The sequence below is a fragment of the Flavobacterium potami genome (genome assembly GCF_020026915.1).
Lineage (GTDB): Bacteria > Bacteroidota > Bacteroidia > Flavobacteriales > Flavobacteriaceae > Flavobacterium > Flavobacterium potami.
In genome coordinates, this window is sequence record NZ_JAINUY010000002.1 from 613,506 (window position 1) to 626,222 (window position 12,717).

At 32.9% G+C, this 12,717-nt stretch carries 15 protein-coding genes; 3 read left to right on the top strand and 12 right to left on the bottom strand.

Annotated elements, in window-relative coordinates:
* Positions 1-6: 6 nt before the first annotated feature.
* The 3 genes from K6T82_RS08510 (at position 7) to K6T82_RS08520 (ending at position 4,294) form a co-directional block, all read left to right on the top strand.
* The gene (locus K6T82_RS08510; protein WP_223705503.1) at positions 7-780 is read left to right on the top strand and encodes a glycerophosphodiester phosphodiesterase family protein; all 774 of its coding nucleotides are present in this window, start codon (positions 7-9) and stop codon (positions 778-780) included.
* 36 nt (positions 781-816) lie between these two features.
* Complete coding sequence (locus tag K6T82_RS08515; RefSeq protein ID WP_223705504.1) at positions 817-2,736, top strand: discoidin domain-containing protein; 1,920 nt, start codon at positions 817-819, stop codon at positions 2,734-2,736.
* A 166-nt stretch (positions 2,737-2,902) separates the two neighbouring features.
* Positions 2,903-4,294, top strand: coding sequence for a M20/M25/M40 family metallo-hydrolase (locus K6T82_RS08520; protein WP_223705505.1), 1,392 nt, complete (start codon positions 2,903-2,905; stop codon positions 4,292-4,294).
* Positions 4,295-4,419: 125 nt separating this feature from the next.
* Here K6T82_RS08520 and K6T82_RS08525 read toward each other — a convergent pair whose 3' ends face one another.
* From K6T82_RS08525 to prmA, 12 genes are all read right to left on the bottom strand, one after another.
* Positions 4,420-4,722, bottom strand: a complete 303-nt coding sequence (locus tag K6T82_RS08525; protein WP_223705506.1) for a hypothetical protein — start codon at positions 4,720-4,722, stop codon at positions 4,420-4,422.
* Between the two features lie 4 nt (positions 4,723-4,726).
* On the bottom strand, positions 4,727-5,179 hold the full coding sequence (locus tag K6T82_RS08530; protein ID WP_223705507.1) for a ubiquinone biosynthesis protein COQ4: 453 nt from the start codon (positions 5,177-5,179) through the stop codon (positions 4,727-4,729).
* An 88-nt stretch (positions 5,180-5,267) separates the two neighbouring features.
* Positions 5,268-5,945 (bottom strand): YiiX family permuted papain-like enzyme, encoded by a 678-nt coding sequence (locus K6T82_RS08535; RefSeq protein WP_223705508.1) that lies wholly within the window; start codon positions 5,943-5,945, stop codon positions 5,268-5,270.
* A gap of 100 nt (positions 5,946-6,045) precedes the next feature.
* Positions 6,046-6,942 (bottom strand): hypothetical protein, encoded by an 897-nt coding sequence (locus K6T82_RS08540; RefSeq protein ID WP_223705509.1) that lies wholly within the window; start codon positions 6,940-6,942, stop codon positions 6,046-6,048.
* Between the two features lie 19 nt (positions 6,943-6,961).
* Positions 6,962-7,780 (bottom strand): 3-deoxy-8-phosphooctulonate synthase, encoded by an 819-nt coding sequence (kdsA, locus tag K6T82_RS08545; protein WP_223705510.1) that lies wholly within the window; start codon positions 7,778-7,780, stop codon positions 6,962-6,964.
* A gap of 288 nt (positions 7,781-8,068) precedes the next feature.
* Positions 8,069-8,548 carry a hypothetical protein gene (locus tag K6T82_RS08550; protein ID WP_223705511.1) on the bottom strand — a complete coding sequence of 160 codons (480 nt, stop codon included), beginning with the start codon at positions 8,546-8,548 and terminating at the stop codon, positions 8,069-8,071.
* Between the two features lie 15 nt (positions 8,549-8,563).
* Positions 8,564-8,932 carry a hypothetical protein gene (locus K6T82_RS08555; protein ID WP_223705512.1) on the bottom strand — a complete coding sequence of 123 codons (369 nt, stop codon included), beginning with the start codon at positions 8,930-8,932 and terminating at the stop codon, positions 8,564-8,566.
* Between the two features lie 9 nt (positions 8,933-8,941).
* Positions 8,942-9,394: a 2-dehydro-3-deoxyphosphooctonate aldolase gene (locus K6T82_RS08560; RefSeq protein ID WP_223705513.1), complete on the bottom strand. Its 453-nt coding sequence runs from the start codon at positions 9,392-9,394 to the stop codon at positions 8,942-8,944.
* Positions 9,395-9,423: 29 nt separating this feature from the next.
* On the bottom strand, positions 9,424-10,104 hold the full coding sequence (locus tag K6T82_RS08565; RefSeq protein WP_223705514.1) for a lysoplasmalogenase: 681 nt from the start codon (positions 10,102-10,104) through the stop codon (positions 9,424-9,426).
* Positions 10,105-10,112: 8 nt separating this feature from the next.
* Positions 10,113-11,384, bottom strand: a complete 1,272-nt coding sequence (locus K6T82_RS08570; RefSeq protein ID WP_223705515.1) for a sterol desaturase family protein — start codon at positions 11,382-11,384, stop codon at positions 10,113-10,115.
* Positions 11,385-11,448: 64 nt separating this feature from the next.
* Positions 11,449-11,724: an ATP-dependent Clp protease adaptor ClpS gene (locus tag K6T82_RS08575; RefSeq protein WP_223705516.1), complete on the bottom strand. Its 276-nt coding sequence runs from the start codon at positions 11,722-11,724 to the stop codon at positions 11,449-11,451.
* 34 nt (positions 11,725-11,758) lie between these two features.
* Positions 11,759-12,592 carry a 50S ribosomal protein L11 methyltransferase gene (gene prmA / locus K6T82_RS08580; RefSeq protein WP_223705517.1) on the bottom strand — a complete coding sequence of 278 codons (834 nt, stop codon included), beginning with the start codon at positions 12,590-12,592 and terminating at the stop codon, positions 11,759-11,761.
* Between the last annotated feature and the right edge of the window lie 125 nt (positions 12,593-12,717).

Consider the following 12,717-nt stretch of genomic DNA (forward strand, 5'->3'; position numbering starts at 1 on the left):
GGTAATATGAATACTTTAAAATTAATTAGTGCAGTTTGCCTTTTGGCTTTTTCTTATGGGAACGCACAGAGAAACGCAATTGTAGCACATCGCGGAGCATGGAAAAAGAATAACCTGCCAGAAAATTCAATTGCGTCATTAAGACATGCAATCGACTTAAAGTTGCCAGGTTCAGAATTTGATGTATGGAGAACTGCTGATGATTCGCTTGTAATCAATCACGATGCACATTACAACAAACTTCTCATTGAAGAAACGAATTACGCAGATTTAATAAAATTTAAGCTTTCGAACGGAGAAAAGCTTCCAACACTTCATGAATACATTTCTGAAGGGATGCGAAACAACAAGCATACTCTTTTGGTTTGCGAAATAAAACCTTCTGAAATCAGTAAAGAAAGAGGACAAAAAACTGCTGCAGCAACAGTCGAAACCATTAAAAAATTAAAAGCCGATAAGAATACCTGCTACATCAGTTTTGATTATGATATTTTAAAAAAAATCAGATCAATTGATCCTAAAACTTCTTTGCAATATTTAGAAGGTAACAAATCTCCAAAAGAAGTAAAAGCAGATAAAATCAATGGAGTTGATTTCCATTATTCTGTTTTTCAAAAACATCCAGAATGGATAAAAGAGGCAAAGGATAACAAAATTATTTTAAATGCCTGGACAGTAAATGACGCTCAAGTTATGGATTGGCTTATCGATCATAAATTCAATTACATTACGACAAACGAACCCGAACTGTTAAAGGAAAGATTACAGGCAAAAAAATAAATCTTTCAGGCTTTACAAACTTAAAATCTAACCATGATGAAAAAGATATATAAAAAATTAACGCCAATTCTTTTGTTTTCGATTCTTTTCGGAAGCAGTCTTTTGGCTCAAAATTCTGGTAAAACAGAATGGTTTGATCCTAATAGACCAGCCACAACGTATTGTAATCCGATTAATATTGGTTACAATTACACCACGTTTAATCACAATAGAATTCCAGAATCGCGTCGTTCTAGTGCAGATCCTGTAATTATTACCTACAAAGGAGAATACTATTTATTTGCAACCAATCAAGCAGGTTTCTTTTGGAGTAAAGACATGTCAGACTGGAATTTCGTTTACGGAAGTTTCCAAAGACAGCCGGGTGACGATGATCAATGTGCTCCTGCAGCCTGGGTTGTAAACGATACATTATTTTATGTAGGTTCAACTTGGAAAAGAGATCATCCAATCTGGAAAACAGCAGATCCGAAATCTGGAAGATGGACGCGTCATGTAGACAAAGCCATGTTGCCAACTTGGGATCCAGCAATTTTTCAAGACGATGATAAAAAAGTCTATATGTATTATGGTTCAAGCGGAAAACTGCCACTTGTTGGAGTAGAGGTTGATTATAATACTTGGCTTCCTAAAGGAAATCAGGCTGATTATGCAGAATTGTACAAAGCAACTGAGGTAGAAGATATTCAGAAAGTTTACGGACAAGTAAAAGAAGTGGCTATCTTGGATCCATCTGCTCACGGTTGGGAACGTTTCGGACCAAATAATGATATGGAACCAGCACCTTGGGGAAATTTCATTGAAGGAGCTTGGATGACTAAACACAACGGAAAATACTATATGCAATACGGAGCGCCAGCAACCGAATTTAAAGGTTATGCAAACGGAGTTCATGTTGGTGATAATCCATTAGGACCATTTACTTACCAAAAACACAATCCAATGTCTTATAAACCAGGCGGATTTGTAATTGGTGCAGGACACGGAAATACGTTTGCAGATAACTACGGAAATTACTGGAATACAGGAACCTGTAAAATCTCAATTAAAGACCGTTTTGAGCGTCGTATTGATATGTTTCCAGCTGGATTCGATAAAGATGACGTAATGTATTCTATTACAGCATATGGAGATTTTCCAATTGTATTGCCAACAAGCGAACGTGATCAGACAAAAGGAGCTTCATCAGGATGGATGTTGCTTTCATACAAAAAGCCTGTAACAGTTTCTTCTTCTGAAGAATGCATGGAAGTGGAGACGCACAGAATGGATAATGGAGGAAAAAAAGTGTATGAGAAATTCTGCTACGGACCAGAAAACCTAACAGATGAAAACATTCAAACCTATTGGTCGGCTAAAACTAGCAATCCAGGCGAATGGCTTCAAATGGATTTAGGTAGACAAATGGAAATTAATGCGCTTCAAATTAATTATGCAGATCATAAGGCGACACAGTATAATAAAGCGATGGATATTTATTATCAATACAAAATCTATATGTCTGATGATGCTCAAAACTGGACTTTGGTTGTAGATAAATCTAAAAACGATAAAGATGCGCCTCACGATTATGTTGAACTTACAAAATCGATTAAAGCACGTTATATCAAGATGGAGAACATTCATAATGCCTCTGGTTTATTTGCTATTTCAGATTTCAGAGTTTTTGGAAATGGATTGACAGCAAAACCAAAAGCAGTGGCTTCTTTTAAAGTGGACAGAAATAAAACTGATTCTAGAAATGCTATGATTTCATGGAAAAAACAAGCAGATGCAATTGGTTACAACATTTATTACGGAATCACTCCAGACAAATTATACAACAGTATTATGGTTTATGGTGACAATTCGTATGATTTTAGAGGGTTGGATAAAGGAACTAAATACTATTTCACTATCGAACCATTTAATGAAAATGGTATTGGAACAAAAAATAAGATTATCGAAGTAAAATAATCTTTATTTATCGAATCTGTAAAAGCTCCGATTGCAAATTGAAGAATTTGTAATTGGAGCTTTTTTTTGAGAAAAGGTTGAAGAAAAAGCTTTCGAAATGTCTGAAATTTTGTTCCTTTGTGAATATGCTGTGGGCATAATAAACTCCAAAATTACTATACAAACTATGAAAAAAACGATTCTTTTGACTGCTTTAGTCTTAAACGGATTGACATCTTTTGCTCAGTCAAATGATGAAAAAAACATTAAATTATTTTACAAAAAAGCATTGACCGAGGCAAAATGTTATTCTTGGCTGGAATATTTATCTAACGACATTGGTGCTCGTTTATCGGGATCGAAAGGAGCAGAATTAGCCGTAGATTATACCAAAAGACAATTAGAAAGTCTTGGACTTGATAAAGTTTATTTACAGGAAGTTATGGTTCCTCATTGGGTTCGCGGCGAAAAAGAAACCGCTTATATCCTAGATGGAAAAGTAAAAACTAATGTGCCAATTTGTGCGTTAGGAGGTTCTGTTGCAACACCAAAAACAGGTCTTACCGCAGAAATAATCGAAGTGCAGGGAATCAAAGAATTGACTGAATTAGGTGCTGATAAAGTAAAAGGTAAAATTGTATTTTACAACAGACCAATGAATCCTGAAAACATTGAAACTTTTACTTCTTACGGAGCTTGTGTTGACCAAAGATATGCAGGAGCAAAAGAAGCGGCTAAATTAGGAGCTGTTGGAACAATTGTTCGTTCAATGAATTTACGTTTAGATGACTTTCCTCATACAGGAGCTCAGAGTTATGGCGATTTGCCAAAAGAACAATATATACCAACGGCAGCAATTAGTACAAATGGAGCTGAATTGTTGAGCAAAACTTTAAAAGTAAATCCGACTTTGAAATTTTACTTCAAACAATCTTGCGAAACTCTTCCAGATGCATTGTCTTATAATGTAATTGGAGAATTGACAGGAACTGTAAGTCCAGAAAATATTATGGTTGTTGGCGGACACTTAGATTCTTGGGATTTAGCAGATGGTTCTCACGATGATGGAGCAGGAGTAGTACAAAGTATGGAGGTAATTCGTATTTTGAAAAATTTAAACTACAAACCTAAAAATACGATTCGCGTGGTGTTGTTTATGAATGAAGAGAACGGCGGAAAAGGTGGTGCTAAATACGAAGAAGTTTCAAAAGAGAAGAAAGAGAACCATATTTTTGCAATGGAAAGCGATTCTGGCGGATTTTCTCCAAGAGGATTTTCAATTGAGGCGGACGATGCTAACTTGAAAAAAATACAAGGCTATAAAGATCTTTTTGAGCCCTATTTAGTACACAGTTTTACAATTGGTCACGCAGGTTCGGATATTAACCATTTGACTTCTCCGGCAATTGTAAAGGCAGGTTTAAAACCAGATTCTCAGCGTTATTTTGATTATCACCACGCAGCAAACGACAAATTTGATGCTATCAATAAAAGAGAGCTCGAGCTTGGTGCAGCAACAATGACTACATTAATGTATTTATTAGACCAAAACGGAATCGAAACGAAAAAAGCAAATTAAGATTCAAAATAAAAAACGAAAAGCCAGAAGTTTACTTCTGGCTTTTTTGTTTAAATCCCGTTAAAAGACTTGATTTTGTAGCGATGGATTTCAATTCGTCAAGTAAATGTGAAAAGTGTTTAAGGTCAAGATTTCATCACAACCAAATAATAAAAGAAGAGAATCGGGATATTAGAAAGTAAAATTATAATCTTCATTCCGATATCTTTTCGCTGTCGAGGTAGGTGAATAAATCGATCGGTTAAATGTACAAACATAATCGCATTTACTATTATTACTGCTAAAGCAAACGGCCAAGCAATAACCATAACCATAGAGTTTCCGTTTGAAATGATATAAAGAATAAATAGAATTGTACTAATAATAAATGTTCCAACAGCTAATTCAATAGATTGTTTCTCTTCGAAAGATTTATGAATTGTTTTCATGATTTTAAATATTAAAAGATTGTTGAATAGTTTGAACAGGAAGTAAAAGCATTTTCGAAAAATCTAAATAATGGAAAGAATGTGCCCTTTTTCCTCTTTTGTATTGTTGAATGAAATAACTCATTCGTTTCGGATAAAAAATAGTTCCACTTAAAATGACCATAAACAAATACATGCTTTTCTTTCCGTTTCCGAGTAAGTAATATTGCATTCCAATTTCTTCATAAACTGAAACTCCAGTATTTGTTAAAACATGAATAATGTCGTGGTCTTCGAGTTTTTCCTGAATATCAAAATGATTATTATAAAGAAAATTTCCCAATCCCAATCCTAAACTTGCTTCAGGATAATCCATCAATTTAGATTTATCAATATTCCAAGGTTCGTTTTTCTTGAAATATTTCTGATACGGTTTTTTAGAAGATTCATATAATCTTTCAATAAGATAATCTCTCATAAAAATACTTTTTAAAAGTTCTTTGTAATTCAAAGTTAAATAATAAATAAAAAAGCTAGAAATAATAAGTTAACTAGCTTTTAAAATATTAATAAGTGTCTACTACTGTTTTCAACAAATTAGAATCCGATAGGTCAGAAGGAGCAACGACCTTTTCATCTAACGGAATATCATTGCCATAACGTTCTTTTAATATTTTTTGAACCCTTGGATCAGTTAAATTAAAATCTTTCAATTCGCGAAGTTTAGACAATTCAATTCCTGCCGCATTTTTGTAGATTTTCCAGATCAATTCAGAACAATAAATTCGGTTATCGGTCCATTCAAAATAAGCATCATATTCTTTGCCATCAAATTGCTGACTGTAGTCTTTCATTTTTTGCAGAATTTCTGGTTTTAAAACGCTATCATCTTTCAATCGTTTCACCACATATTTGCTGTCTCTTCCATGTTTAATCCAATCTTCTAACGGAGTCAGTTTTACAGGCTGAACAGCTTCAAAAACAAACCATTTTCCGTTAATATCATAAATGATTCCGCAATGAGAAAACTTCGAGTTTGTGGCAATACGAACCGCTTCACACTGTTTCGATTCTGAAGTCTGAAAAATAAGATCTCCATCCTTGAACTTGCTTACTACGTTTTTTTCTGTTTTAGATTTTCCAGTAAACGGATTATTTGGAAAAACCTTTATGGCAACAAATAAAGCACAGCCAAAACTTAAAAGGAAAGTAATAATCGGAAATAGATATTTTTTAGATTTCATAAAGTTAAAATTTAAAGTACTTTGAAGTACAAAGTAAATAATAAAAAAAATAGCTGCCAAATAAAATGACAGCTATTTTCTAAATATATTTTACGAAATACTAGATTCTAAAAATACCTCCAACAGCAATAATACGTTGAAAATAAGTAAAGTGTTGAGAAGCTTTGTCCTCAGGACTTGTTGTAGTTTTAATATCCTGCATGTTGATATAACCACCCTTTAACTCTCCTTGAACATAAAAATGTTTAAAAAAAGTAACATTCAGACCCGCTTTCGCAGAAACACCATAACCAGAAACGTGAAAATCATCATGACGTTCTTTTCCTAAAAGGGTTGTATTGGTTTTAGGATATAAAACTCCGGCTCCGATACCTTCCGTCAAGTTAATTTGTACTTTATCAATATTTGGTAATCCGAACCATTTTGAAACATCATCAAATCTAGCCACTTCAGTATTTACGTAGTTTAAACCATCGGTATGCTCGTAAATTAAAAAAGGAATAGTAGTACTGCCATCTGGCATACCACCTTCTACAGCACCACCTTGTCTCATGTCTACAGGTCTGTTATTGTATTCTCCATTGTAAATATGACCAGGGTCACTTTCAGGTAAATTGATGTTTCCGTTCACGTTTGCAATTTGATTCTGAGTCATTACATATTTCATGTGGTCAACACCAATTGTAACACTGTAATGATCGCTAAAAAAGTAACCAAACCTCAAATTCGTTTGCGGAATAGTCATGTTGGCAGGATTAATATAATCCACATGCCATCCTTTTGGTTTATCATGAGCCCTCATATCCTCAACAGTAAAGTTGTAATCCTTACCTCTAAAGTTTACATCAGATTTTGAGTAGCTTTCTCTGTTTCCACCCCACATAACAAAGAATTTTCCTTTGTTATGAGCAGCATATTTTTGTACAGGTATTTCTTCCTGAGCAAATGTGCTTAAAGAAACACAAGTCAGTAAGAAAAATAAAATTTTTGTTTTCAAAGAACTTAAGTATTATAATTTAAAATGCGTTAACTGTTTTTCTGATAGCAACTAACTTGTTCATTAAGCCTTCAAAATAGTCTAAATTAAGCATATTAGCACCATCACTTTTTGCATTAGCTGGATCAAAGTGTGTTTCTATAAAAATACCATCAACACCAACTGCGATACCTGCTTTTGCTACTGTTTCAATCATATCAGGTCTTCCACCCGTAACACCAGCTGTTTGATTTGGCTGTTGCAAAGAGTGGGTTACGTCTAGAACTGTAGAAGCATATTGTTGCATAGTAGGAATTCCTCTAAAATCAACAATCATGTCCTGATAGCCAAACATAGTACCACGATCTGTAACCATCACGTTCTCATTATTACAGTCTAATACTTTTTGAACAGCGTGTTTCATGCTTTCTGGACTCATAAATTGTCCTTTTTTCAAGTTTACTGTTTTACCAGTATTGGCTGCAGCCACAACAAGATCAGTCTGACGAACCAAGAAAGCCGGAATCTGCAATACATCAACGTATTGAGCAGCCATATCGGCATCTTCGTTAGTGTGGATATCTGTAACTGTTGGAACATGAAAAGTTTCAGAAACTTTTCTTAAGATTTTTAATGCTTTTTCATCACCAATTCCAGAAAAACTATCAATTCTAGAACGGTTTGCTTTTTTGAAAGATCCTTTAAACACATAAGGAATCTGAAGTTTGTCGGTAATACCAACTAATTTTTCAGCAATTCTTAGCGCCATTTCTTCTCCTTCGATAGCACAAGGCCCCGATAATAAAAAGAAATTTCCGCTGTCAGTATGCTTAATTTGAGGAATATGTTGTATGTTCATAATATGATTTTTTGACAGTGCAAAGGTAGTTATGATTTATGAGTTTCAGATTAAGATTTAAGATTATTTTATGAAGCTATTCCTGCTATTCGCTACAAACAACGTTCACTGAACTCTTCTTAAAAATATAATATAGTGAAGTAATCTTTTTCTCCAAATCCTTTTTTTCTAGATCCTTGCAGGAGCTTCCGTTGGTCGCTCTGCAACGACCAGAAAAAATAGTCTTTCTCCAAAAAGGATTTCCGCTGCTATCAGGGCTAGACTTTAGTGGAATTATGTGAAATTAAGTTAATTGGAGATGTTGAAATTTTCTCTTTTAAGTTTTAAAAAATTACTTTTCGCTTTTAAATAAAACTTCCAAAAAATAATTTGACCAATAAAAAATAAGATATTCAAACAAATAGTAATAGTAACTATAATTTGAATGCGATTTGTAAAATTTTCTGGAGTTAAAGAGCCGAAAGGAACAAGTTCGTAAAGACTAATTCGACCAATAAACACCGAAGGAATAGTAAGAGCAAAATGAATGAAAAATTTCTTGAAAGATATTTTATTGTCAATTTTTAGAAGTTTCCAGTAACAAATTGTAGTAATAAAAAGGGCAATAAACTTAATGAAATTTGAAATGATTTGATCAGAAACAATAGTTGTATTCCACCCAGGAACAATCGAGGAGAAAAAATCTGATTGTAAAAAAAATATATAGTATGGGAAAATTATTAATGATAAAATTAAAAATACCGTAAAAGCTAATTTTGTTTTAATCATCTTATGGTTCTGAATTTAATTGCTTAAAATAGTTTCAATCACTTTTCTATTCTTTAACTCAATTATTTTTTCAAAAGTCAAATTGCCTAAATCAAAATCTTTTTCACATCTAAAAACATCATATTTGTTTTGATTAACAAAATCATAAAGATCTAAAGTGTCATTTTGTTTTGTAATGATATTAGCTCTTTTCCAATCTTTTGAAATTACACCAAAATTTCTGGTTTGCGTATTTAGAATCAAATCTCCGCTTTTCGATTCAAGATAAACATTTTGTAAATCTCCGTAATGATCTTCAATTTCCATTAGATATAATCCCCAAGCGATTAAACTAAAAAGAAGAATTAATAGAATGAAAGTAGAAACAATGATCTTTTTTAGCATGACAAGAAATTAATTCTGTTTCAATCTCAATCCCATCGGAACCATTAAAATTCCTTTTTCATAAATGTTTAAATAAAGCTTAATTGGTTTTTTCTGTCCTTCCCATTTCAACTCGTAAACATTTAGAAAACCAGCTCCCATATTGCTTCTTTTAGTTGGAAAAGGACAACAGGTTTCTAATTTAGCATAGGTGATTTTTTCGCCACTTGGTCCAGCCAAAGCGTTAAGGAAACGGCTTTCGTTTAGCGTTTCGCTATTTGTATTTTGAAAAAACAGATTTACAGGATAATCAGGATCATAACCGTATTTTTTGTCTTTTGCAAATTGAGTAATTACAAAAGTATTGTCTTTCTTTAAAACTAAGTCAGGAGCATTATCGTCTACATTTTTTAAAGTTGATTTAGTACTTACACAAGAAGATGCTGTAATTAATAAAACAATAAATAAAACTATTTTTTTCATGAGGTTTGGTTAGGATTGAGAGTACAAAATTACTCTTTTATTTTCTTTGGATTAAGTTTTAAAATACCAAGTACAATCAGATATTGTGCCAGAAGATAGGTTAACATTATAAAAAAAGAGCTTTTCTGAATGGGAACATAAAATTTATTTACTGCCAAAATGCTATCCGAAACAATGAAGAAAAAGGCACCAAGAAAGACCAACAAATTACCCGGTCTTTCCCAAACCAAAAGTCCGTTGAAAGCAAACAGAAGCATTATAGAAATTATCGTAGCATAAACAATAACCGGAATTTGAAGATCGCCCAAATGAGGCATCAACACAGAAACCATACCGATTAAATACAAAGCAATGAGAATACTTCCAATTATAAAAAGCGATTTATTCTGCTTTTTTCTTATTCGATTTTGTTTATTAAATAAAATGCAATACAGAATGTGGGCGGTTAAAAAGGACACCAATCCCAATATAAAATAGATTTCTCCTAGATCTGTAAAGAGCAAAATAACATCTCCAATCCAGGAAAAAACAAGCGCAGCAAGCAATGTATTTTTAGTTGGAAATTTTCTGTAAAAATAAGCTCCAAAACCAATAATAGGAATTAAAATTGGTTTTAAAAACAAATCAAAACGCTCGTAACCTAAAAACAAAATAATGAGGTAGACTATACTGAACACAATATAAATCTTGAAAAAGGAAGAATTTCTCATAATAGGGGTTATGAATTTATATATTGGTTTTGGTTGATTTTAAACTCAAAATATACAAAATATAGTGTTGTTAAGAATGATAAAATCAGATACGTAAAAATAATATAATTACTCATTGGAATTACATTATTTAAGCCAAACCAATCTCCATAATAACCAACAATAGAAATTACAAAACCCAATCGTAGTGCTTCCCAGAAAACAGCAAACCGACTTTTGTCCATCAACTCGGAGTAGCTATAGATTGTCAGGAAAATAAAAAATCCATAAACGAAGATGTTTGGAAGACCAATTTTGGCAATATTATCAAACAGATAACTCACAAATAACAATGTAATTAAAACTTGAATAACCGACCAATAAATTAATCTTTGCGAATTTTGCGTTCCATATTTTTCAAAATCAAAAACATTTTCAATTTTGTTTACCGGATATTGTTCTTCAAAATTTTCAGGGCGCCAGCCTGTTGGTTTAAACCAGATCGTCAATTTATCTTTCCATTTTGGAGCGCGCCATGCATCTGAAATCAATAAGCTTAAATGCTGAAAATTGATTTTGATTGGATTCCACGTGTTTGCGGGTCTTGTTATTCCGAAAACAGGCGGAACATCATCTAATTCTTCCTGAAAAGTGCCGAAAAGTTTATCCCAAAAAATAAAAATCTGCGAATGATTTTTGTCTAAATATTCGGGATTAATCGCATGATGTACGCGATGATGTGAAGGCGTTACTAAAATATGTTCCAAAAATCCCATTTTTTTGATATGTTTGGTGTGATACCAAAATTGTAAAAACAAATGAATAGGAAGCGTTATAGCAATTACAGAAGCAGGAACGCCCAATAAAGCAGCAGGAATCAATAAAAAAGTAAATAGATTGACTAAACTCGCAATAGGTTGTCTGAGCGCACAAGCCAGATTAAACTCTTCACTGCTATGATGAATGGCGTGTTTGTTCCAAAGAAAATTGATTTGATGTGCCAGTCGATGACTCCAATAACCGTAAAAATCAATTACGAAAAAGGCGATAAAATAGGAGAGAACATTAGCTTCCAAATGTTGTAAGGCAATCTTAGAAACCAACCATTCATAAGAAAGAAAAGTGATACTTAACCCCAAAACATCTTTAACAGAATTGGTAATTCCGGAACTAATGCTTGATACGCTGTCGATTAGAGGAGCCGTATCATTTTTTTTATAAATGCCGTATATTTTTTCGATGATAATGAGAGTCAAAAAAACAGGCATTGCAATAATTAGTATTTTTCCATATTCCTCCATAAAAAAAGCATTCTATTTCATTCAAATATAGAATAAAATAGAATGCTTTTTAAATTATTTACAATTAAACAATTTCGGCGCTAAGACCAGCTTCCAAAAGTTGTGTACATTGTGGTTTTAATTTTTCGATCGGGCCTGTTTTTACAGTGCATTTTCCGTTGTAATGTACAATTAAGGAACATTGTTCTGCTTGTTCTGCCGTATGGTCGCAAACGCGCATTAAAGTATCAATAACATGATCAAATGTATTTACATCGTCGTTATACATAACGATTTCGTTATTGAAAACGGCCGCTTCTTTCTCACGGACTTTTTCTCTTACTTTCTCTCTAGTACTCATCTTATTTAGTTTTTGTACTTTGTAATTACTCTATCTAATTTACGTATTTTAATGATACCCAGTTGTTTCTTTGTAGCTTTTTAACATACGTTAACCCATTTTCAACACAAGAAGCATCGATAAAAGGAATGTCTTCTTCATAAAAACCGCTAAAAAGAATAATTCCTTTTGGGTTTAGCGCATCAACATAAGCCTGCATATCATTCAACAAAATATTTCTATTGATATTGGCAATAATCAAATCGTATTTTTTACCAGCTAATAAGGCCGCATCGCCTTCGTAAACGCTAATGTGTTTGCAATTATTGCGTTCGGCATTTTCGATAGAATTTAAATAGCACCAGTTGTCAATATCAATAGCATCAATTGGTTCTGCACCTTTCATTTCGGCTAAGATTGCTAAAATAGCAGTTCCACAGCCCATGTCTAAAGTTTTCAAACCTTTAACATCCATTTCCAATAAATGCTGTATCATCATATGAGTTGTCTCATGATGACCGGTTCCGAAACTCATTTTAGGTTCAATTACAATATCAAATTCAGCATCTGTTTTTGGATGAAAAGGAGCACGAACATGACATTTTCCATCCACATCAATGGCTTCAAAGTTCTTTTCCCATTCTTCATTCCAGTTTACCTGATCGATTTCCTCAATTGTATATGATATTTTAAACTCTTCAGACTGTAAAATGTAAATACCATCCAGAATATTCTCATCCCATAAATCTTTCTTCACAAAAGCCGAAATTCCGTTTTCTGTTTCTGTAAAACTTTCAAACGCTTTTTCACCTAGTTCCGCAACTAAAATTTCAGAACCTAATTCTTTTGGCTCAATCGTAAAATGATATCCTAAATATATATTTGACATAAAAAAAATTTTTGCAAAGGTAATTTTTTAAATTATAAAATTCCAATTTTTAAAAAATCCAAATTCCAAAACGAAAAAACCATTCGCTGTGCGAATGGTTTTTATGTAAAATCTTAAATCTAAAA